At 58.7% G+C, this 22,677-nt stretch carries 18 protein-coding genes; all 18 read right to left on the bottom strand.

Features of this window, described 5'->3' with window-relative positions:
• Window position 1 precedes the first annotated feature (1 nt).
• Complete coding sequence (locus K6T64_RS01030) at window positions 2-1,249, bottom strand: M16 family metallopeptidase (RefSeq protein WP_232070076.1); 1,248 nt, start codon at window positions 1,247-1,249, stop codon at window positions 2-4.
• A 180-nt stretch (window positions 1,250-1,429) separates the two neighbouring features.
• Window positions 1,430-2,407, bottom strand: coding sequence for a polysaccharide deacetylase family protein (locus K6T64_RS01035; protein ID WP_288008236.1), 978 nt, complete (start codon window positions 2,405-2,407; stop codon window positions 1,430-1,432).
• A gap of 232 nt (window positions 2,408-2,639) precedes the next feature.
• Window positions 2,640-3,695, bottom strand: a complete 1,056-nt coding sequence (locus K6T64_RS01040; protein ID WP_170099394.1) for a zinc-dependent alcohol dehydrogenase family protein — start codon at window positions 3,693-3,695, stop codon at window positions 2,640-2,642.
• Window positions 3,696-3,980: 285 nt separating this feature from the next.
• Window positions 3,981-6,164, bottom strand: a complete 2,184-nt coding sequence (gene pnp, locus K6T64_RS01045; RefSeq protein ID WP_170085644.1) for a polyribonucleotide nucleotidyltransferase — start codon at window positions 6,162-6,164, stop codon at window positions 3,981-3,983.
• Between the two features lie 123 nt (window positions 6,165-6,287).
• Window positions 6,288-6,557, bottom strand: coding sequence for a 30S ribosomal protein S15 (gene rpsO, locus K6T64_RS01050; RefSeq protein WP_013075546.1), 270 nt, complete (start codon window positions 6,555-6,557; stop codon window positions 6,288-6,290).
• A 135-nt stretch (window positions 6,558-6,692) separates the two neighbouring features.
• Window positions 6,693-7,640: a riboflavin biosynthesis protein RibF gene (ribF, locus tag K6T64_RS01055; RefSeq protein ID WP_288008237.1), complete on the bottom strand. Its 948-nt coding sequence runs from the start codon at window positions 7,638-7,640 to the stop codon at window positions 6,693-6,695.
• A gap of 10 nt (window positions 7,641-7,650) precedes the next feature.
• Complete coding sequence (gene truB / locus K6T64_RS01060) at window positions 7,651-8,553, bottom strand: tRNA pseudouridine(55) synthase TruB (RefSeq protein WP_288008238.1); 903 nt, start codon at window positions 8,551-8,553, stop codon at window positions 7,651-7,653.
• Between the two features lie 2 nt (window positions 8,554-8,555).
• Entirely contained in the window at window positions 8,556-9,536 is a 981-nt protein-coding gene (locus K6T64_RS01065; RefSeq protein WP_288008239.1) for a DHH family phosphoesterase, read from the bottom strand.
• Window positions 9,533-9,892, bottom strand: coding sequence for a 30S ribosome-binding factor RbfA (rbfA, locus tag K6T64_RS01070; protein ID WP_100667785.1), 360 nt, complete (start codon window positions 9,890-9,892; stop codon window positions 9,533-9,535). The genes K6T64_RS01065 and rbfA overlap by 4 nt, the downstream gene beginning before the upstream one ends.
• A gap of 17 nt (window positions 9,893-9,909) precedes the next feature.
• Entirely contained in the window at window positions 9,910-12,441 is a 2,532-nt protein-coding gene (gene infB / locus K6T64_RS01075; protein WP_232070180.1) for a translation initiation factor IF-2, read from the bottom strand.
• The gene (locus K6T64_RS01080; RefSeq protein WP_232070079.1) at window positions 12,353-12,808 is read right to left on the bottom strand and encodes a L7Ae/L30e/S12e/Gadd45 family ribosomal protein; all 456 of its coding nucleotides are present in this window, start codon (window positions 12,806-12,808) and stop codon (window positions 12,353-12,355) included. The genes infB and K6T64_RS01080 overlap by 89 nt, the downstream gene beginning before the upstream one ends.
• Window positions 12,801-13,076 carry an RNase P modulator RnpM gene (rnpM, locus tag K6T64_RS01085; RefSeq protein ID WP_100667787.1) on the bottom strand — a complete coding sequence of 92 codons (276 nt, stop codon included), beginning with the start codon at window positions 13,074-13,076 and terminating at the stop codon, window positions 12,801-12,803. Before rnpM ends, K6T64_RS01080 begins: the two co-directional genes overlap by 8 nt.
• Window positions 13,077-13,088: 12 nt before the next feature.
• Window positions 13,089-14,240: a transcription termination factor NusA gene (gene nusA / locus K6T64_RS01090; RefSeq protein ID WP_100667788.1), complete on the bottom strand. Its 1,152-nt coding sequence runs from the start codon at window positions 14,238-14,240 to the stop codon at window positions 13,089-13,091.
• 37 nt (window positions 14,241-14,277) lie between these two features.
• On the bottom strand, window positions 14,278-14,742 hold the full coding sequence (gene rimP, locus K6T64_RS01095) for a ribosome maturation factor RimP (RefSeq protein WP_170099398.1): 465 nt from the start codon (window positions 14,740-14,742) through the stop codon (window positions 14,278-14,280).
• A gap of 165 nt (window positions 14,743-14,907) precedes the next feature.
• On the bottom strand, window positions 14,908-19,197 hold the full coding sequence (locus K6T64_RS01100) for a PolC-type DNA polymerase III (protein WP_288008240.1): 4,290 nt from the start codon (window positions 19,195-19,197) through the stop codon (window positions 14,908-14,910).
• Complete coding sequence (locus K6T64_RS01105; protein ID WP_288008241.1) at window positions 19,194-19,814, bottom strand: glycosyltransferase family 2 protein; 621 nt, start codon at window positions 19,812-19,814, stop codon at window positions 19,194-19,196. The genes K6T64_RS01100 and K6T64_RS01105 overlap by 4 nt, the downstream gene beginning before the upstream one ends.
• Before the next feature lie 45 nt (window positions 19,815-19,859).
• Window positions 19,860-21,563 carry a proline--tRNA ligase gene (locus K6T64_RS01110; protein ID WP_288008242.1) on the bottom strand — a complete coding sequence of 568 codons (1,704 nt, stop codon included), beginning with the start codon at window positions 21,561-21,563 and terminating at the stop codon, window positions 19,860-19,862.
• Between the two features lie 21 nt (window positions 21,564-21,584).
• Entirely contained in the window at window positions 21,585-22,664 is a 1,080-nt protein-coding gene (gene ispG, locus K6T64_RS01115) for a flavodoxin-dependent (E)-4-hydroxy-3-methylbut-2-enyl-diphosphate synthase (RefSeq protein WP_288008243.1), read from the bottom strand.
• Between the last annotated feature and the right edge of the window lie 13 nt (window positions 22,665-22,677).

Genomic DNA, 22,677 nt, shown 5'->3' on the forward strand with positions numbered 1-22,677 from the left:
CTCAATCGAACAACCTTTCCAATTCCTCTCCGGGCACCGGTCCCAGCGCCGCCACGGCCGGAGCATTTCGCAAGCATTGCGCCACCCGTCGGACATCCTCCAACGTCACAGCATCGATTCGCTCCAGGGTCTCGTCCAAGGTGTAGTGCCGTCCGAGAAGCAGCTCATTCTTGCCCAATCGGGTCATTCGACTGGTGGTACTCTCCAGGCTGAGCATGAGGCTTCCTTTCACTTGTTCCTTACCGCGCTCCAGTTCTCCTTCCGTGATCCCGGACTCGGCGACATCTTCAAAAATCCGGCTTACTTCCCGAACGACCTCCCCGGTATATTCGGGCGCCATTCCGGCATAGATTCCCAAGAGTCCCGTATCCCGGTACGCCGTGTGGTAGGAATAAATCGAATAAGCCATGCCTTTTTCCTCTCGAATCGACTGAAACAACCGGGAGCTCATCGTCCCGCCCAGGGCGTTGTTCAATAAGATCATAGCGTGCAAATCCTCGTGGTCCACCGGCAGGCCGGGTACGGCCAAACAGAAGTGCTCCTGCTCGGTCTGTTTCACCCGGGTGCGCCGCTCGGGCATAAAAATCGGCGGCTCGGTGATTACTCGTTCGGCCCGGCGATTCCACGGGCCCCCGAACAACTCCTCAACAATAGCCATCACCTCGTCGGTCCGCACGTGACCGGCCACTGTAATGACCGTGTTGCTCTCGACGTATCGCTGGGACAGATAATCCACCAGGTTTTGTCGCTCGAAGGTTTGCAATGTCTGTTCGGTTCCCAGTATGTTGAACCCCAGCGGGTGATCGCCCCATACCACCGAGGCCAGGAGATCGTGAACCAGTTCGTCCGGCGTATCCTCGTACATCCGGATTTCTTCGACAATCACCTTGCGCTCTTTCGCCAATTCCTCGGGGGCAAATCGGGAGTGGAAAAACATGTCTGCCAAAGTCTCCATCGCCCGCCTAAAATGAAGGTCCAGGACCTTGGCGTAAAAACAGGTGTATTCTTTTGCCGTAAAAGCGTTCACCTGTCCTCCCACGTGATCAAACACTTCCGCCAATTCCTTGGCGGATCTTGTCTCCGTCCCCTTAAACAACATATGTTCGATAAGGTGTGAGATCCCGTTGATCTCGGGGGTTTCATGTCGGGACCCCGTCCCGACCCATATCCCCACAGAAATAGAACGGATGCCGGGAATCTCTTCCACGACCACCGTCAATCCGTTGGAGAGCTGCTGCCGGTCGATCAAGTTCATCCTCCTCGTCCACGCTACCCTTAACGCAGAACCGGCGCTTCCTAGAGCGCCGTCGCAATTCACGTCTACTATAACAGAATCCGGAACCTACCACAACGTGGCGGGTGGGCAGGGTGACTGCAAGGCGCCCGTGAGGACACCAGGCCCTTGGCACCGTGTTACTCCTCCAGTACGCTAAAGCGGCCGTTCTGGTGAGAGGAGGTTCGACACCGTGACCAGATCGTATCCTTTGCCCCGAAGGCCTTGGATGATGCCCTCAAGGGCCGCCGGGGTTCCCGGCGTGGGATGCATCAACACCAGGGCCCCGGGTTCGGCATGCCCCACGATCCGCCGAACCATCAGATGAACCGGGGGCCTTTTCCAGTCCACCGTGTCCAAAGTCCACATAATCGTATACATTCCCATGCCCCAGGCCTGCTTCACGACCCGATCGTCGTACCAACCGGCTGGTGGCGCAAAAAGGGCCGGCCGGACGCCCGACGCCTCCTCGATCACCCTCCGGCTCCGCTCCAAATTCTGCTTGATTTGTCCCACAGATTTTCCCCTTAGATCCGGGTGGCCCCAGCCGTGGGTTCCGATTTCATGTCCGGCCTTGGCAATGGCGGACGCCAAATCCCCGTGTTCGGCAACCCATTTGCCATCCAAAAAGAAGGTGGCTTTCACCTGGTGCCGATCGAGCACCCGGAGCAGGTCGGGGACGTGTTCTTCGCCCCAGGAAACATTGACCATGAGGGCCATTTGCTTCTTCGAGCCATTGCCGCGATAAATCGGCGCCGGAGGAAGATCTTTGAGGCTGACTTCGGCGGGAACTTGACGAATGACCCACGGGATTCCTCCTCCGGCCCCCCTAACCCCGGACTGCACCCGCTTCCACGTCTCTTCGACATCCACCTCGATGCCGTTGAGATCGGGAATCGCTTTCCACACCCGATCGATACGGGCATTTTGAGGCGGTTTCGAGAGCTTTGCCGCTTCACGTTCCACGTCTTCCCGGGTCCACCCAGGTGAACTGGCAAAATGACTTGAAGTTACGTTGGCAAGTATCGGAGGATCAACAGCCCACCAAGAAGCTCCCGTCATGACAAGAAAAGCAACCAACATTCTGATGATCGGGAGAAAACGTTTTTGGATAAAACCCTTGCCGATTTTCAAGACTTGCCCCTCCTTTTTACGACAGACATCTGCTTTTAACGTGGGGCCAATGATCCCGATCGTATACACGAAGACCACCGGGCCGGTCTGTTGAAAAAGCAATAATCATATTTAATGAAGGCAAGGGGATTGTGCTCGGACATGATCGCGTAGCGGTAACACGTAACGACAAAAAACCGCCCAGGGACTTATTCTCCCCAGGCGGTCTGAAGGTACTGAGCTTATCTCCAGCTTAAAACTTCGTAATCACATGAAAGCCTTTTGTTCGGAAATTACTCATATCTTCAAAGGTTTGTGACACATCCTCGAGTCCTACTTCTTTGTTGACCAAGGTTTTCGGATTCAGACGACCAGAGGATACGAGACTGAGCAGACCCCGATAAGCAGGATGGGGATTGCCAAGACTGCCCACAAACTCCAGTTCCATCGCTGTAATCATATCGACGGGAATCGAAACCATGCCCCCCTCTTCCGAGGTGGTCAAGCCGACTTGAACGTGACGTCCTCCTTTGCGAAGGGACAAAACGGAATTGAGGACAGTGTCACGGACGCCCAGCGCATCGATTCCGACATGAGCTCCGCCCTTCGTAATCTCTTTGATTGCTTCCGGCACATTCTCGCGTTTCGCATTGATGGTCGCTACAGCGCCTTCTTCCCGCGCCTTCTCCAGCTTCGCGTCATCAATGTCCACGGCGATGACTTGACCTCCAAGTGCCGCGGCCACCTGGACTGCGGATAAGCCCACACCTCCTGCACCTTGGATCGCAACCCAATCTCCGGGTTTCACATTCCCCCGGACCACACCATGATAACCGGTCATATATCGGCACCCAATCGCCGCCGCAGTAACTCCGTCGACGTTCTCCGGGAGAGGAATCAAGTTGAAATCTGCATTTTTTACCAGGACATACTGGGCATATCCACCGTCAAATCCGCTAACCAAACCATAGATTTGCAAGTTCTCGCAGAGGTTCGGCACTCCACTCAAGCAATATTGGCAATGCCCGCACCCGGCATGGAACGGCACCGTAACCCGGTCGCCGCGCTTATAGTTTTTCACATCTTTCCCGACTTCCTCCACCACGCCTCCAAACTCGTGCCCCGGCGTGATGGGCAATTCCGGGGAAAGCCCGATCCAAGACCAGTCACCTTGCCATGCGTGCCAGTCGCTGCGGCAAATCCCACACGCTTCGACTCGAAGAACAGCGTCTCCCGGGCCTGGCTTCGGATCGGGGACCTCCATGACCGGAAGGGGCTTCTTGTGCTCAACTAAGCGGGCAGCTCTCATAATAGTTTGATAACCTCCTCATCGACATTGTAGGTTGACTTATTTGAATAACTTAAAGATATCATATTCACTCCATAAAAGAAACCCTCCTCCCCCGCCATGAGCCAATTGGTGCAACCGACCATTCAAACTTGATGCGTAAGGAATCAGACATGAAAAAAAGGCGTGGTTGCACGCCTACTTTCTTACCCCTCTCAAAATCTTGATCACGATGGGTGCCGGCTCCGGGAGGGCGCCATATCCACGGATCGCCCGCCTCCCGCTTCATGGCCTCACCACCTGGCGTCAGGAACGCCGGCGCTGACCGCGTCCTCCCCTTGATGTGCCCCCTCCGACGACCTTTCCCACCTGCCGACCGGCTTCCTGGGGGTGCACCTCACCCGCAGCTCCCCGCCGAGCCTGCAGCACTTCCCGCCGAGAGAGGTTGATCCGCCCCTGGGAGTCGATTTCCGTCACCTTCACATCGATCTCGTCCCCCACTTGGACGACATCTTCGGTCCGGCCCACCCGCTCGTCCGCCAATTGGGAGATGTGGACCAGTCCTTCTTTTCCCGGAAGGATTTCCACAAAAGCTCCATACTTCTCCACCCGGGTCACGCGCCCGTGGTAGGTGTGTCCAACCTCCACCTCGGCCACGATTCCCTCGATCATCTTGCGGGCCCGCTCCCCGGCCTCTTGATCCACGGCGGCGATAAAAATCCGCCCGTCCTGTTCAATGTCGATCTTCACCCCGGTGTCGTCGATGATCTTATTGATCACCCGGCCTCCGGGGCCAATGACCTCCCGGATTTTATCTGGGTGAATGCGCATGGTGATGATCCGGGGCGCATAGGGGGACAGCTGTTGCCGCGGCTGTTGGATCACTTCAAGCATCTTGCCGAGGATAAACATCCGACCGCGATGGGCCTGTTCCAAAGCGGATGCCAGAATATCCCGGGTCAAGCCCTTGATCTTGATATCCATCTGAAGCGCCGTCACTCCAGCTGCGGTGCCCGCCACCTTAAAGTCCATGTCCCCAAGGTGGTCTTCCATTCCTTGGATGTCCGTGAGGATGGCCACCCGATCCCCTTCCTTCACGAGACCCATGGCGACCCCGGCCACCGGCGCCTTAATGGGCACCCCGGCGTCCATCAACGCGAGCGTGCTGCCACAAATGCTGGCCTGGGAGGTGGATCCGTTTGATTCCAGGACCTCCGACACGAGGCGAATCGTGTAAGGAAACTCCTCTTCGCTGGGGATCACGGGTTCCAGCGCCCGTTCCCCCAGGGCCCCGTGGCCGATGTCCCGCCGGCTGGGCGCCCGAATGGGTCGCGCTTCTCCCACGCTGAAAGGCGGAAAATTATAATGGTGCATGAAGCGCTTCGACTCCTCCAGATCGAGGCCATCGAGAATCTGGACATCGCCGAGCGCCCCGAGGGTACAGACCGACAGCGCCTGGGTCTGGCCCCGGGTGAACAAACCGGACCCGTGGGTGCGGGGCAAGAGGCCGACTTCACAGGAGATCGGGCGAATCTCGTCCAAAGCTCGGCCGTCCGGCCGCATGCCTTCATTGAGAATCGCAGAGCGGACCTCCTCTTTGAGGATATCGTGCAGGACCTCGGCGATGTCTGCCGCCCCTTCCGGAAACTGTTCGGCAAAATGTTCCTGAGTCTCTTCTTCCACCGCCCGGATGGCGTCTTCCCGGGCTAATTTTTCCGGGGTGCGAATGGCGGTCTTAAGCTTTTCCGTGGCAAATTCCCTCACCGCCTGAACGATCTCCTCCTGAGGACGGTGCAACTCGGGAACGATCTTTTCTTGGCCAATCTCTTGGCGCATGCGTTCCTGCAGATCGATCAAGGGCTGCAGTTGTTCATGCCCGAACATGATCGCGTCGAGCATCTCCGATTCCGGCACTTCATTCGCACCGGCCTCCACCATCACCACGGCGCTCCGGGAACCGGCCACCACCAGGTGCATATCGCTTTTTTCCGCTTGGGCCACAGTGGGATTCACCACGAATTGCCCATCCACCCTGCCGACCACCAGTCCCGCGATGGGCCCATCAAAAGGGATGGAGGAAATCGTGAGAGCCGCGGAGGTTCCGATCATACCGGCAATCTCCGGGGGGCAGTCCTGATCCACCGACAGGACCAGCGCCACCACCTGAACTTCATTTCGAAATCCTTCCGGGAACAGAGGCCGGATCGGCCGGTCGATTAACCGGCTCGCCAAAATCGCCTTTTCGCTGGGACGCCCTTCCCGTTTGATGAAACCCCCGGGAATCTTGCCCACGGCATAAAGCCGTTCTTCGTAGTTGACCGTGAGGGGAAAGAAATCGAGATCCTTGGGTTCTTTTGACATTGTTACGGTCGCTAACACCACGGTGTCACCGTAGCGCACCGTCACGGCGGCGGTGGCCTGTTTGGCCAGTTTTCCCGTCTCGAGCACGAGACGCCGTCCACCTAGCACAGTCTCAAAAATATGGGGCATGGATTCACGCCAGCCTCCTTCCCATCCCGCTTTTGCGAGCTTGTCCGCCGTCCCGCTGCCCGCGCTTTGGCCAAGACAATTCAATACGAAAAGGGAAGCGGGGGGACTCCCGCTTCCTTGCTTCTACTTTCGCAGACCGAGCTTCTCGATCAAAACGCGGTACCTGGCCACATCCTTCTTGCGCAGGTAATTGAGCAGACTTCGTCGCTGTCCTACCATCTTCAGCAGGCCTCGACGGGAATGAAAATCTTTTTTGTGGATCTTCAAATGTTCGTTGAGGGTGTTGATCTTCTCGGTCAATAACGCCACCTGAACCTCGGGGGACCCGGTGTCCGACTCATGCACCTTAAACGTGTCGATCAATTCCTTTTTCCGCTCCTGGGAGAGCGCCACCTGCCTTCACCTCCTCACACCATAATCGCCGAGAGCCCAGTCATCCGCCGGCAGAACGGAAAACCGCGCCATCGGTTCGAAAGCGGCAGAAAAACGCCATGGTGAAGTATACCATATCAATTCCCAGGAAAGCAATCACTCGTCTCCTTGGGCGGTTCGCCACAGATTCCGGGCGGTGCATACATCCTGCTCAATCTGGGCGACCAACCGATCCACCGAATCGAACCGTTGCTCCGGCCGCAAATAATCAAGAAACTCCACCCTCATCTCTTCCCCGTACAGGTCGACCCTGTGATCAAGAAGATGAACTTCCAGAGACAAGGTTCCCCGATCGTAAAAAGTGGGGCGCACCCCGATATTCATCACCCCGGGACCTTTTTCCATTCCCCAGAACGCCCGTACGAGATAAACGCCGGTTCCTGGGATCAGAAAAGGATCATTCAGTTGAAGATTGGCCGTGGGAAAACCGATCCCGATCCCCCGTCCTTCCCCCTTGACCACACGCCCGGTGAGGGCGTAGGGCCGTCCGAGCAGCTCTCGAACCAGTTTGACCTCCCCGTAGCGCAACCTCTCCCGAATGAGGGAGCTGCTGACCTTTTCTCCATACCGGTTAACCGGCGGCAGAATCCAAACGGGCAGAGCCCTCGTCTCTCCCATCGCCTTGAGTAAAGCTGCATCCCCTTTGCCCCCCGCTCCAAACGTATAATCAAAACCGGCCACCAGCGCCTCGGGGGCCAAGGGGAGTAAGAGGTCGAGGACAAACTGTTCCGGGGCCACCGCGGCAACCTCCCGGGTGAACATGAGAATATACACCAAGTCCGCACCATAATGCTCCAGCAGGCGCAATTTTTCGGGCAATGGAGTGAGGAGTACATCGTATTCCGCACCGATGCCCAGTACCTGGCGAGGATGGGGATCGCACAAAAATACGGCAAAAGGCACTCCTCGTCGTTTGGCTTCGGCTTTTCCTTGGGACAGAATCTCTTGATGTCCAATATGGAGGCCGTCAAAGGTACCCAGGGCCATCACGGAAGGACTCGGGGGCGACCAGTGCTCATGTAAGGTCAGGCGGATCGTTTCCATGAGGAACCTCCTACGTAAGAAGCACTTTAAGCGGGAAAATCCGTTCACCGTTGCGGCGACACACCGCCACCAATTGATCCTGATATGCAGCAACCAAAAGTCCGGGGGGAGACGTCCCCGGGGAAAGCCGGGCAGGGTCGGCCATGAGCTCCCGGCCCTGGCGTAGGCGATCCACTTCGCCCGCCAGGAGTGTGAATCGAGGCCATGTGCGTAGCGCCCAGAGCATCGGCCGGACGGCTTCTGCAAGCCGCCCCTCCTCTCCACCCCGCTGTACCTCCGACCAGGGCAAAGCTTGTTCTACCGTAAAGGGCCCTTGGCGGACCCGCCGCAACGAGGCCATGTGGGCGGGAATCCCCACCTTCGCCCCGAGGTCGCGACACAGGCTGCGCACATAGGTCCCTTTGGAGCAGGCAACGTGAAACGGTGCTTCGAGTAGCTCCCCCCGCGGGGTGGGCATGCCGACATCGAACCGGTAGACCTGCACCTTTCGGGCTGGCAAATCCGCCGGACGCCCTGCCCGGGCCAGGTCGTAAGCGCGCTTCCCTCCGACTCGGACGGCGGAAAAAGCGGGCGGACGCTGGAGAATCTCCCCGGTCAAAGCAGCTGCCGCCCGTCGTAGGGCTTCGGGATCGGCAGGGGGATTCGGCATGCGCTCGATCACCTCACCCGAAGCGTCGTCGGTGTCGGTGGCCGCCCCTAAAGCCAAAACCCCGATATATTCTTTGTCTTCGCCACTGAGGTACTCGGCTATTCGGGTCGCTTTCCCCACGCAGAGAACCAGCACGCCGGTGGCGTCGGGATCAAGGGTGCCCGTGTGCCCAATCCGCCGTATACCCAGCCATCGCCGCACCCGTCCGACCACGTCATGGGAGGTAAGCCCCGCGGGCTTATCGAGAACGAGAACCCCGTTCACCTTTACCCCTGCCCCACCTGGGCCGCCACCGCATCCACCACCTGCCGGATCACCTTGTCCAGGGGGCCTTGCACCGTAAACCCGGCTGCCCGGGCATGCCCGCCGCCGCCAAACTGGGCGGCGATCTGTGAAACGTTCACTTCGTGTTTCGCCCGCAGGCTCACCTTGATCTCGTTATCCCCTTCTTCCCGAAACATCACGCCCACCTCCACTCCGGCGAGGTTTCTGGCGTAATTGACCAGCTCTTGGGTGTCCTCCACTCCGGTTCCCGTCTCCTCCATCATCTGTCGGGTCACCGCGAGATAAGCGATTTTCCCCTTCGCGGCGGTACGCAACCCATCCAAAGCCGCCACCAGGAGGCGCAGCTGTTTCTCGGTCACCGTTTCCACCGCCTGAAGAGCGATGGGATAAGGGTCCAGGCCGCTGTCGATCATCTCAGCCGCCAAGCGCAGCACCGCGCTACTTGTGTTGCTGTAGCGAAACCCACCCGTATCGGTAAAAAGGCCGGTGTATAAGCAAATGGCCGTCTCGCCCGCAAGAGGAACGCCCAGGCGTTTGGCCAACTCACTGACGAGCTGGCAACTGGCGGATGCGTCGGGATCGACCAGGTTTTCAGTTCCAAACCGATCGTTGGTCGCATGGTGATCCACATTGAGCAACCGGGTGTCCGAGGTGAGCTTCTCCGCCGCCTTCCCAAGTCGCCGAAGATCAGCACAGTCCACGGATACCGCGGCGGGGAACACATCAGTGACCTCATCCACGGGTTTCACCTCTCCGATCCCCGGAAGATATGAGAATCGTTCGGGCATCGGTTCTTCGTGAGCCACCACCACCTCCTTGCCGAGGTGTTTCAGCACGGACGCCATGCCCAAAACAGAGCCCAGCGCGTCGCCGTCCGGATGAACGTGAGTAAGGAGGAGAAACCGGTGATGGCTTCGAAGAAATTCCTCCGCCCGGCGATAAGCCTCTTCCAGCTGGTTCAAGTCCGATCTCCCCTTTCGTCCTGCAGCTGCCGAATGACGTGGGAGATCCGTTGGCTGTAGTCCTCGGAAGTGTCCAGCTTAAATACAATTTCCGGTGTGTGGTGCAGCCGGATCCTCCTTCCGATTTCGCTGCGAATGAACCCCGTCGCTTTTTGCAGTGCTTCCAGGGAAAGCGCTTTTTCTTCATCGCTCCCCATTACGCTGGCAAAAACCTTTGCGTGTTGAAGATCCCGAGAGATTTCCACACCGGTGATGGTGACAAACCCGATGCGGGGGTCTTTCAACTCGTGATACAGAATGTCGGTAATCTCTTTTTTGATCTGCTCTGCTACGCGATTGGGGCGAACCCGTGCCACCGCACTCCCTCCCGGAGTCAGACTTTCACCGCTTCCATCGTGAACACTTCGATGATATCGCCTTCTTTAATGTCGTTAAACCGCTCCAGGGTCATGCCGCATTCATATCCTTCAGCCACTTCCCGAACATCGTCTTTGAACCGCTTTAAGGAATCAATGGTTCCTTCGTGGATCACGATGCCATCCCGGACTACCCGGGCGCTGGCCCCGCGCTGGACCTTGCCCTCCACGACGTAACATCCGGCGATCGTCCCCACCTTGGACACTTTAAAGGTTTGCCGAACCTCGGCCCGCCCGAGGATCACTTCCCGATATTCCGGATCCAGCATACCCCTCAGCGCCGCTTCGATCTCCTCGATGACGTTGTAGATCACTCGATACAGTCGGATATCCACTTTTTCAGCTTCGGCCATTTGGCGCGCTCCGGGTTCCGGGCGGACGTTGAACCCGATCACGATAGCATTCGAAGCCGAGGCGAGAAGAATGTCCGTTTCAGTAATGGCCCCCACCCCGTGGTGAATGACCCTCACCCGGACTCCTTCAATATCGATTCGCTCCAGGGCGGACACCAAGGCTTCCACCGATCCTTGAACATCCGCTTTTAACACGACATTCAGTTCTTTGACTTGTCCTTCTTGAATCTGCTTATACAGATCATCGAGGGTCACTTTGGTTTGAGATTTGAGCTCCTCGGCCCGCTGTTTCGTCTGTCGCTTCTCCGCCAGGAGCCGGGCTTTGCGTTCGTCATCGTAGACCACAAAGGCGTCCCCGGCCATCGGGACACCCCCGAGGCCCAGGATTTCCACCGGGGTCGAAGGCCCGGCTTCCTTGACCCGGCGCCCGCGGTCATTGATCATAGCCCGAACCCGGCCGAAGGTCGTACCCGCCACCACGATATCCCCCACCCGGAGGGTGCCGTTTTGGATCAACACCGTGGCGACTGGCCCCCGCCCCTTGTCGAGTTCAGCTTCAATCACAGTCCCCCGGGGCCGAGCAGATGGGTTCGCTTTGAGTTCTGCCATCTCGGCCACCAGCAGGATCATCTCCAGCAGGTCTTCAATTCCTTGCTTCCGCAGGGCGGACACCGGAACAAAAATCGTGTCGCCGCCCCATTCCTCCGGCACTAGCCCGTGCTCCGTCAACTCTTGTTTGACGCGATCGGGGTTGGCATCCGGTTTGTCAATCTTGTTCACCGCCACGAGGATGGGGACGCCGGCCGCCTTGGCGTGGTTGATGGCTTCCACGGTCTGGGGCATCACTCCATCGTCCGCCGCCACCACCAGTACGCACACATCTGTCACCTGGGCTCCCCGGGCCCGCATGCTGGTGAAAGCCTCGTGACCCGGTGTATCGAGAAAGGTAATTCGCTTGCCGCCGACTTCCACTTGATAGGCGCCAATATGTTGGGTGATCCCGCCCGCTTCCTGGGCGGTCACGTTTGTCTGCCGGATCGCATCGAGCAACGTGGTCTTTCCGTGATCGACATGACCCATGATCGTCACCACCGGGGGGCGGGGAACGAGATCTTCGGGTTTGTCCGTCTCCCAGAGAAGCTCTTCCATTTCTTCGTCCCGGGGCTCTTTCACCTGCAGTTCGATGCCGTATTCCTGAGCGACCAGGGTCATGGCATCCACGTCGATTTCCTGGTTAATGGTCGCCATGACGCCGAGGAACAGCAGCTTCTTAATCACATCCGCCGGCTCTTTTTTGATCGTTTTCGCAAAATCTCCAACACTCATCGGCCCTTCGACAACAACCTGTTTTGGCGCGTCCGCCGATTCCCGCTGGGCGCGCCGCTCCCGTCGCTGCTGGGACCGGGAAGGCGGCGCAACCTTTCGATTGTCTTTATCGCCTTTTGGAGAGGGTTTGGACTTGCGAACGATTCTCTCTCCCCGGATCACGGGTGCATCGAGGTCTTCATACTGGTCGATGACCATGGCTGCCGTCGCGTCCCGGCGCCCTCCCGGAGCCGCACCCTTGCCAGCCGGCCGGGACCGCTCGCCGGAACCATTTCGGCGCCCGGAGCCCGCTGAGGCCGCGGGAGACCGAGATCCCCCGGTTCGCTGGCTGCCGTTTCCCGACCGCTGCCCGCCAGTCTTCTGACCGTTTCCACCAGAGCGCTGACCGCCGTTGGCCCTTTGCCCTTCGTCCCCGGGGCGCTGGGCGCCCTCCGACCGCCGCTCGTGGTTCCCGCCATTTCTACCCTGTGCCGTCCGGCGCTCAGCATGGTTGGATCTGTTGCCATCTCGTGGACCATTCCCATGCTCCCTCCGGGGTTGATCGGCGCGTCCTCGCCCCCCAGCCCCTTGGTTTCGGGACGGGGTAGAGCCGGATGCCGGGGATGCAGTCCGGGCCGTTTCGGCCGATCCAGATGCCGCCCCCTTAGCCGCCCTCCGGGCCTGTTCTTCGTTTTTCCTCGACGCCCGAGCTTTCACGTCGGCAAAAAATTGCTCCACCTGATTAATCATCTCCTGGTCCATCACGCTCATGTGGTTGTTGACCGACACCCCTAGGCGTTTTAAGATGGTTATAATTTCCTTGCTCGACATATTCAGTTGTTTGGCGTATTCGTACACTCGGAGTTTCTGACTCAAATCTGTCACCTCCGTGATGTTGCCGCAACTGGGTCAGCAGGTTTTCGGCGAATCCTTGCTCCGTCACCGCCGCCACGACCACGGTCTCTCGTCCAACGGCCTTGCCCAAGGTGTAGCGATCGACCCAAGCCGCCCACGGTACGCCGTGAGAGCGACATTTATCCACCGTTCGCTTTCTCGTGTTAGGACCTGCATCCGTCGCCAGCAGCACCAGATGAGCTCCGCCTCTGCGGATGCGCTCCAGCACCGCCCGTTCTCCCAACGCCAGACATCCGGCGCGCAGGGCCAAGCCGACCAAACCTAAGGTGCGCGGTTCACCCATGGACCGTTCCCTCCAGTTGCCGTTTCACCGAATCCCAGATCTCAGCGGGAACCGGACGTTTCAAAGCCCGTTCCAACGCTTTGCGCTTCAGGGCAAGTTCGAAACACGCGACGGTGGGACACAAGTAAGCCCCCCGCCCGGCCGCCTTTCCCGTCGGATCGATCCGGATCGCGCCGTCCGGAGTGGCCACGATGCGGATCAGTTCGCGCTTGGCCTTCATCGTCTGGCAACCGATACATTTACGTAGCGGCACATGTTTGGGCGACACCGTGGATCCTCCTCATTCGGTCCGTTCCGCTGCCCAGGCATCCGCGCCCTGGCCAGGCTCGCCATCGGGGGAGGACCACTCCTCGGATTCTTCTGGCTCCCTCGCTTCCTCGGAAGCCGCGGCCTGATTCGCTTCTACCTGGGACTCACTTTTAATGTCGATTTTCCAGCCGGTCAACTTCGCCGCAAGTCTCGCGTTTTGCCCTTCTTTACCAATCGCCAGGGACAATTGGTAATCGGGCACGATGACCCGGGCCACCCGTTCGTCCTCGGCGATCTCCACGCTGACGACCTTCGCCGGGCTCAGGGCATTCTTGACGAATTCCTCCGGGTCTTCGCTCCACTTGACGATGTCGACCTTTTCGCCGTGCAATTCCGCCACCACGTGTTGGACTCGCATGCCCCGGGGTCCCACACAGGCCCCCACGGGATCCACCTCGGGCTTCCGGGAAAAAACGGCAATCTTGGATCGATGACCCGCCTCCCGGGCCACCGATTTGATCTCCACAACACCCTCGTAAATTTCGGGAACTTCCAGTTCAAATAAGCGTTTTAACAAACCCGGGTGGGTTCTCGAAAGCAAAACCTGGGGGCCTTTGGTGGTCTTTTCCACCTTCGTGATAAAGGCTTTAACCCGATCGCCCTGCTTGAGTTTTTCCCCGGGAATCTGTTCATGAAAAGGCAGCAAAGCCTCGACTTTTCCCAGGTCCACGTAGGTATACCGGGCATCCTGGCGCTGCACGAGGCCGGTGACAATGTCTTCTTCGCGATCGAGATATTCGTGGTAAATGAGTCCCCTCTCGGCCTCGCGAATCCGCTGGGTGACCACCTGTTTCGCCGTCTGGGCGGCGATGCGGCCAAAATCCTTCGGGGTGACTTCGATTTCCACGATGTCCCCCACCGTGTAATGGGGACTGATCTGCTCCGCCGCCTCCAGTGAAATTTCCAGGCGCGGATCCGCCGTTTCCTCCACCACCGTCTTGCGGGCGAACACCTTGACATCCCCGGTTTCCCGATTAACATCCACTCGCACGTTCGCGGCGGAGTTAAAATTGCGCTTGTAGCCAGAGATCAGGGCCGCTTCGATCGCTTCGATCAAAACGTCCTTACTGATCCCCTTTTCCCGCTCCAACTGATCCAGCGCCTCAATAAAATCCTGGTTCATGATGGCCGGTGTCTCCTCCTTCCTCCCCGGCATCCGCCTACGGGACAAAAACGGTTCGCGCGGATGCCACCGCCCGATACGGAATGGTCCAAACCACATCCCCGTCCGCGACCGTGATCCCCTCATCGTCCACCTCGGTGAGCAGCCCTTGAAAAGATTTGCGCCCTTGGATGGGCTCATAGGTGGTCACCGCCACCGTCTGCCCGAGGGCCCGCCGGAAAGCAGGCATATTTTTCAAGGGACGCTCGATGCCCGGCGAAGAGACTTCGAGAAAATAGCTCCCCGGGATGGGATCGATTTCATCCAGTCGATCAGACAGCCGCTCGCTCACCCGGCTGCAGTCGTCGATATCGACCCCTCCCTCCGGGCGATCCACAAACACCCGTAAAAACCAGTTCGCTCCTTCCTTCACATACTCCACATCCACCAGTTCCAACCCTTCCCCCTCGACGATGGGGCGCGCGATCTCCTCCACGACCGCCGCGATGCGTTTCTTCGCCATCGAATCCCCCTTCTCTGCCTCCGTCGGGTGGGTCTATCGCTGACCGCCCCCAACAAATCGAAAGAGTGGGTTGCCCCACTCTTGCGCGACCGATGGTATCCACATCATAGCAAAACCATTATAGCACTGCCAAAAACGGACGACAAGGGCGTCCGGCCTTGTGCTCTAAAACAAAGACAATTGATTGGTTTGCGGGAGATCTTTCAGACACCCCATCTGTTCCAACAATTCCACCACCGGTCTGGACAGACGAGCCCGTTCTTGCAAATCCTGCACAGACAGAAACTCCCCTTCCTCCCGGGCCGCTGCCACATTCCGGGCCGCCGACTCCCCGATTCCGGCCACAGCCGAGAAAGGAGGGATCAGCGTGCCTTCCCCATCCGGGAGAAACCGAGTGGCATCCGATCGGTACAGATCCAGTGGACCGAACCGAAATCCCCGCCGCATCATTTCCAGAGCCACTTCAAGCACCGTGAGCAAACTCTTCTCCTTGGCCGTGGCTTGGCTGCCTTTTGCTTCCACCGCCTCGATCCGCCGGAGCACCACATCGGGCCCCTGTAGGACCAGTTGTAAATCGAAATCATCCGCCCGGACGGTGAAATACGTGGCATAAAAGGCCAGGGGATCGTGAACTTTAAAATACGCGATCCGCACGGCCATCAGCACATAAGCGGTGGCATGGGCTTTTGGGAACATATATTTGATCTTTTTACAAGATGCGATATACCAATCCGGGACCCCGTGCTCTTTCATCGTCGCCTCATCTTCCGGCGTGAGCCCCTTTCCTTTGCGGACCGACTCCATGATCCGAAAGGCCTGAACCGGTTCCAATCCCTTCTGGATTAGATAAACCATAATGTCATCCCGGGTGGAGATCACTTCCGACAACCGAGCCGTCCCGGACCGGATCAGGTCTTGGGCGTTGTTCAGCCACACGTCCGTCCCGTGGGACAATCCCGAGATGCGCACCAACTCGGCAAACGTCTTTGGCTTAGTGTCCTCCAACATTTGGCGGACGAATTTTGTCCCGAACTCGGGAATCCCATAAGTCCCCACGGTGCTGCGGATCTGTTCCGGCGTGACCCCCAGTACTTCCGTCCCACTGAAAATCGACATGGTATCCGGATCGTCCACCGGGATCTCTTTCGGCGCGACGCCGGTGAGGTCTTGAAGCATCCGGATCACCGTGGGATCGTCATGGCCGAGCAAATCCAGTTTCAACAGGTTATCGTGGATGGAATGATAATCGAAATGGGTCGTCCGGGTGCCGGCGGTCTTGTCATCCGCCGGAAATTGAATCGGACAAAAATCAAAGATCTCTTTGTTGCTCGGCACCACCATCAGACCCCCGGGGTGCTGGCCCGTGGTTCGCTTAATGCCCGTACACCCCTGAACCAACCGCGTCAGTTCGGCATTTCGAAATTGCAATCCCCGTTCCTCGGCGAATTTGCGCACGTACCCGTAAGCCGTTTTTTCGGCCACCGTGGAGATCGTCCCCGCCCGGAACACATGATCGGAACCAAACAGGTGTTCTGTATACTTGTGCGCCCGGCTCTGATACTCTCCCGAGAAGTTGAGATCAATGTCCGGGACCTTATCCCCTTTGAACCCCATAAACGTTTCAAAGGGAATATCGTGGCCATCTTTGCGCAGCTTTTCCCCACATCGCGGGCATGCTCGGTCCGGGAGATCGAACCCCGACCCCACCGACCCGGCGGTCACGAACTCGCTGTAATGACAAGCCGGACAGAGATAATGGGGCGGCAGGGGATTCACTTCAGTAATATCGGTCATGGTGGCGACCAAGGAGGATCCCACTGAACCCCGGGATCCCACCAGATACCCGTCCTCCAAAGACTTTGTTACCAGTTTATGGGCGATCAAGTAGATCACCGCATAACCGTGGTTGATGATGCTGTTCAGTTCTTTCTCCAGTCGGGCCTCCACCAACTCCGGCAGGGGATCGCCATAAAGGCGCCGGGCTTTCTCATAGGCCAGAGACCGAATTTGTTCCTCTGCGCCATCGATAACCGGGGTGTACAACTCGTCTGGGATCGGCTTGACCACCTCGATCTCTTCGGCAATTCGATTTGCGTTCTCCACCACCACCTCAACGGCCCGCTGCCCCAGATGGCTAAAGGCCTCCAACATCTCTTCGGTGGTGCGAAAATGATACCCCGCATCGGGGTCATCCACTTCCATGTTCGACCCCGCCTGAAGGATATCTCGATAAATTCGATCCTCCGGGTCCAAATAGTGCACATCTCCCGTGGCCACCACCGGCCGACCGGCCCGATCGGCCAATTCCAAGATCCGGCGGTGGTATTCGGCAACGGCTTCCAGATCCCGAATTTCTTCATTCCGCAACAGGGGACGGTACTGGTCCAAGGGCTGAATCTCGACAAAATCATACCGCCGAATGATGTCGAGCAACTCCTCATCCGAGCGACCCCGCAACAACGCCTGAAACAATTCCCCCCGTAAACACCCCGTCCCCATCATCAGCCCTTCCCGGTAATTCAGCCACTCGGTCCGGGGAATCCGGGGCTGGCGATGCAAGTACCGGGTATGAGCCAAGGAAACTAGACGGTACAAATTTTTCAAGCCCGTGGGGTTTTTCACGAGAATCGTGGCATGGTACGGCCGGGCGTGGGACACGTCGATGCCCTCCCCGAGGGCGTTACATTCGTCCAAATGGTGAGCACCTCGTGCCTCAGCTTCCCGCAACAAATGCAGAAACACCTTCGCCGTCGCCTCGGCGTCCGCCGCTGCCCGGTGGTGGTTGACCAACTCCACATTGAATTTCTGGGTCAAGGTTTTCAGGCGGTGATTCCGCTCCCGAGGATACAGCACTCGGGCCAGTGCCAGAGTGTCCAGCACCGGATGGTCCCAGGGAGGCTGTCCGAGCTTGCGGGCGGCGGATTGCAAAAACCCCATGTCGAACTCGGCGTTGTGGGCCACAAGCACCGCCCCGGCCGCAAACTTCCGGAACCCTTCAAGAACTTCTGACAACCCGGGCTGACCTTTCACCATGTCGTTCGTGATCCCGGTTAACTCTTGAATCTTCGGCGAAATCGGCACTCCCGGGTCGATGAGCGAGGCGTAATGATCAACCAACTTGCCCCCCCGCACTTTGACCGCCGCGATTTCAATCAGGGTATGTTCCCGGGCGTTCAGTCCGGTGGTCTCCGTATCGAACACGACGAACTCCGCTTCCTCCAAAGGCCGGTGGTCCGCCCCCATCACCACGGCGGACCCGTCGTCCACCAGATAGGCTTCGACCCCCAGGATGGGTTTGATCCCCGCCTTCTGGGCTTCTCGGAAGAAGTCCGGAAACGCCTGGGCAACTCCGTGATCGGTCACGGCCAAGGCCGAGTGCCCCCACTCCGCCGCCCGGCGCACCAGATCCCCGGGGGAACTCACGCCATCCAGGGCGCTCATGGGCGTGTGTACGTGCAACTCCACCCGTTTCGCCCCGCTCTCGTCCTTCCGAACACGGGGAGGAATGCGCACCACATCCTGGGCCATCAGGACGAGTTCTTTGGCGAAGGTATCGTAAGATACCGCGCCCCGCACCCGAACCCAGTCCCCTTTTGACAACCCGTCGAGCCCGGCCTGCCGCTGATCGGGTTTGGCGAAAGCTTTCACCGAGATCGAATCGGTGCGGTCGGTCAGATAAAAATGATACAAAATCCTCCCGCTGGATAATTCCCGGGTTTCAATGAAAAAGACCGTCCCCTCGGCGACAACGCTGCGGACCTCTTCGGTAATGCTGCGGAGGGGAACCGGATCGTCAGCAACAAACTTCCCAAGAAGTACATGGTCTTCTTCTTTTCCGGAAACGGCAGAGGGCCCTTCTTTTTCCGGGGCCGACACCAACTCGGCGACCATTGCCCGTTCTTCTTCCAGGCATTGTTCCCGAAGTTCCTGAAACGACTCCCCGGCCTCCACATCCCACTGCACCTTGATCGAAAGGCCCAGCACCCTGCGGTACCACGCTTCCACCGCCTGCCCCAACCCGCGGTGCCGTGCGGCGGCCGATACCATCTCGTGGGGCGCCACAAGGCGCAACAGCCCCTCGCCCGCGTAAAAGCCGCGGATTTGGCCAAACAACCCTTCGGCGCACCCCGTATCCCGAGCACAGATAGGATAATAAGCTTCCACCGCCTCTTCGGCGCCCATCCGGTCTGCAACCTCAGCCCACACTTCGACGCGCCAGCCGCCGCAAGATGCGGCCAAACTTGTTAGCGTGTCCTCCAAGTTTACCCACATATCAGGCGGCAAGGGATGGCTCAAGGAGACGTACAAACGCCCGGAAAGGCTTGCCGGCGACACGGCGATCCGCACCACATCGATTTGGCCCATATAGGACGTCAGCTCCGGGCGTAATTGTAAAATCCGTGCCACCCAGGGCCTTGGCGCATCCGCACTGTAGGAGGATACCGCACGCGTCATTTCGCCATCACCTTCAGAATATCCCAGTACATCCGCAGTCGCGCTGCGACCCCTTTTCTCCAACCCAGCTTCTCCTCTTTCATGTGATGCGTAACTTCGTCTAAGGATACCTCCACAATTCGGCCTCCGGAGTCCTTCACATGTTTATGTAATAACACTTCAATCCCGTATCTCGCCGTAGAAAAATCTGCCGGGGGAAGCCAGCGGCGGTGCACAACCCGTTGGCCAGTCAGAATGGGGGTCAACTTCTGGGCTAGATCGGTGCTCAGGCGTCCGCCGCCAAACAGTCCGATCGTCATGTCCGCCTGTCCCTTGATCACAGGCAAGACCAAAGCTCGGATGTGTTCCGGGCGTAGTCCCACCAGGTCGGCATCGAGAAACCCGATCACCTCGCCCTGGGCCCTGGACAGCCCCGCTGCCACCGCTGCGCCCTTCCCTCGATTCGTAGGAAGGCGCACAACCTCCACCCGGTGCGCAGTGGCCACTTCAGCGGTCCGGTCCGTCGACCCGTCATCGACGACAATGACCTGATCGAACACCCCAGCGGCGATCACCGCGTCCAAAACTTGGCCGATGCGCTCTTCCTCGTTGTAGGCCGGAATGATTAAACTCAACATCCCGGACTCCCCCTTCGGAGGTTTTCACCGGCCCGCGGCGTTCGCTCATACGCTGCGAACGGCCTCTACCGCCGCCCGCACGGCCTCGTCCGGAGACAATAAGGTGACTTCGCCAGTCTTGCGCCGTTTCATCTCCACCAGTCCTTCGGAGATTCGCTTTCCGACGATGAGTTGAATCGGTATCCCCATCAGATCAGCATCATTAAACTTGACACCGGGCCGCTCATCCCGGTCGTCCAACAGGACTTCGATACCGGCATTTTCTAGGCGGGTGTAAAGCTGCTCGGCCGCGTCCCGCTGGGCCGCATCCTTGAGATTCACCGGAAGCACGTGAACGTGAAAAGGTGCGATAGGCATCGGCCACATGATCCCTTTGTCGTCGTGGTGCTGCTCCACCGCGGCGGCGATCAGCCGGGACACGCCGATCCCGTAACAACCCATGATCACCGGGCGCTGAACACCTCGTTCATCGAGAAACGAGGCGGACAGGGCTTCGCTGTACTTGGTGCCCAGTTTAAACACGTGACCCACTTCAATTCCCCGGTATTCTTCCAATGGCGCCCCGCACCGTACACATCTGTCCCCAGCCCGGGCCGTCCGGATGTCTCCCCGGCTATCCCAGTTGAAGTCTCGACCGGGAACCACGTGGCGATAATGGACATCCGGCTCATTGCCCCCAGCGACCCCTTCGGGCATCGACGCCACGGCATCATCCACCACCAAAGGCATGTTCAAATTCATCGGCCCGACGCTCCCGAACCCGGTTCCGGTGAGTGCTCTCACAGTCTCCTCGTCGGCCAATTCCACGCGCCGGGCCCCGAGAAGCCGCTTCAATTTCACCTCGTTGACCTCGTCGTTGCCCCGAATCGCCACCGCTACAGGGCGGTCGTCCACCCGATAGACCAGGACTTTAATGATGGTCTCCGGGTCGAGGCCATATCTGTCCCGAAGTTCTTCGATCGTCTTGGCGCCGGGGGTGAGAAACCGCTCTTTTTCGGACACTGACCTTCGCCCGTCTTCGCCGGCCACCTTTCCCGATGCCAGCTCCACGTTGGCCGCATAATCACAGGCCGGGCAGACGAGGATCGTGTCCTCCCCCACCTCGGAGAGCACCATGAATTCGTGGCTTCCCCCTTCTCCGCCAATCGCCCCGGGATCGGCTTGGACGACGCGGAATTCCAGGCCACAGCGGCGGAAAATCTGCTCATAGGCCTGATACATGGCCCGATAGCTCCGATCCAAACCTTTTTCGTCAACATCGAAAGAATAAGCATCTTTCATGATGAACTCCCGGGCCCGCATCACCCCGAACCGGGGACGAACTTCGTCTCTAAATTTGGTTTGAATCTGATACAAGGTCACCGGCAATTGGCGGTAGGACCTGACCTCCGTGCGCACCAAATCGGTGATGACCTCTTCGTGGGTCGGTCCGAGTACCAACATCCGTTCGTGCCTGTCCTCGAAGCGGAGTAACTCCTTCCCGTAATCGTCCCAGCGACCGGACTCTTGCCACAGAGAGGCGGGTTGGACCGCGGGGAGCAGAACTTCCTGTGCCCCCGCCCGGTCCATCTCCTCCCGGACGATGGCTTCGATTTTGCGCAGGACGCGGTACCCGAGGGGAAGGTAAGAATAGACGCCAGACACCACCTGGCGAATCATCCCCGCCCGGAGCATCAGCCGGTGACTGGGCACCTCGGCTTCCGCCGGCACCTCCCTTAAAGTCTGAACAAAAAAGTGACTTTGTCTCATCGAACGACCTCCATCTTTCCTTTACCCCCGATCCTGCTCTTTCCGGGCGGCCATTTCCCGAATCTCTGCCAGCAGGACGTCCACGATTTGATCTTCTGAAACCTTCCGGACGACCTCCCCTTTTTTGAACAAGAGTCCTTCGCCCCGGCCGCCCGCAATTCCGATGTCCGCCTCCCGGGCCTCACCCGGGCCGTTCACCGCGCATCCCATCACCGCCACCTTCAGCGGCACCTTCAGGTCCGCGATTTCCCGTTCGACGCGGTTCGCGATCCCGATCAAGTCGATGGCGCAACGCCCGCAGGTAGGACAAGAAACGATGACCGGGCTGTCCGCCGCAATCCCGAGGGATTTTAGAATTTCTTTGGCCACCCTCACCTCTTCCACCGGATCTCCGGTGAGGGAGACGCGGAGAGTATCGCCGATGCCCTTGGCGAGAATCGCCCCGATGCCCACTGCGGATTTGATGCTTCCGGCGAAAACGGTGCCCGCTTCGGTAATCCCGACATGCAGCGGATATTCCACCCGTTCGGCCATCATCTCATAGGCCCGGATCGCCGTGGGCACATCGGTGGATTTGAGCGAAATCACAATATCGTAAAATCCGTGCTCCTCCAGAATCCGCACGTGACCCAGGGCGCTTTCCACCATGGCCTCGGCACTGGGATAGCCGTATTTTTCAAGAAGATGGCGCTCCACAGATCCAGAATTGACACCGATTCGAATAGGGATCCCCCGCTCCTTGGCCGCCCGGACCACTTCCCGGACTTTGTCCGCCGAGCCGATATTCCCGGGATTGATTCGCACCTTGTCCACGCCATTCCGAATCGCTGTAAGCGCCAAGCGCCAGTCAAAATGAATATCTGCCACAAGGGGCATATCCGTTCCCTTGCGGATCTCCCCGAGCGCCTCGGCGGCCCGCATGTCGGGCACGGCGAGGCGCACGATTTGGCAGCCGGCTTCCTCCAGCCTCCGGATCTGATCCAGAGTTCCTTGGACATCCCGGGTGTCCGTGGTGGTCATCGACTGGATGACCACCCGGTCGCTTCCGCCGATCTGGACGTCCCGCACCCGCACCGGGCGGGTGTGTTCCCTTCTCACCATGCTGTCTCCCCTC

This window comes from Kyrpidia sp., from assembly GCF_023512215.1.
GTDB lineage: Bacteria > Bacillota > Bacilli > Kyrpidiales > Kyrpidiaceae > Kyrpidia > Kyrpidia spormannii.

Bases quoted from the DNA above. Each gene is read 5' to 3' on its own strand.
- K6T64_RS01105 (WP_288008241.1), bottom strand. From the start codon at position 19,814: ATGTTGAGTTTAATCATTCCGGCCTACAACGAGGAAGAGCGCATCGGC.
- K6T64_RS01040 (WP_170099394.1), bottom strand. From the start codon at position 3,695: ATGAGAGCTGCCCGCTTAGTTGAGCACAAGAAGCCCCTTCCGGTCATG.
- pnp (WP_170085644.1), bottom strand. From the start codon at position 6,164: ATGCCCCATATTTTTGAGACTGTGCTAGGTGGACGGCGTCTCGTGCTC.
- infB (WP_232070180.1), bottom strand. From the start codon at position 12,441: ATGTCGAGCAAGGAAATTATAACCATCTTAAAACGCCTAGGGGTGTCG.
- rimP (WP_170099398.1), bottom strand. From the start codon at position 14,742: ATGGCGAAGAAACGCATCGCGGCGGTCGTGGAGGAGATCGCGCGCCCC.
- ispG (WP_288008243.1), bottom strand. From the start codon at position 22,664: ATGGTGAGAAGGGAACACACCCGCCCGGTGCGGGTGCGGGACGTCCAG.
- K6T64_RS01080 (WP_232070079.1), bottom strand. From the start codon at position 12,808: ATGGGTGAACCGCGCACCTTAGGTTTGGTCGGCTTGGCCCTGCGCGCC.
- ribF (WP_288008237.1), bottom strand. From the start codon at position 7,640: ATGGAAACGATCCGCCTGACCTTACATGAGCACTGGTCGCCCCCGAGT.
- K6T64_RS01100 (WP_288008240.1), bottom strand. From the start codon at position 19,197: ATGACGCGTGCGGTATCCTCCTACAGTGCGGATGCGCCAAGGCCCTGG.
- nusA (WP_100667788.1), bottom strand. From the start codon at position 14,240: ATGAACCAGGATTTTATTGAGGCGCTGGATCAGTTGGAGCGGGAAAAG.
- K6T64_RS01110 (WP_288008242.1), bottom strand. From the start codon at position 21,563: ATGAGACAAAGTCACTTTTTTGTTCAGACTTTAAGGGAGGTGCCGGCG.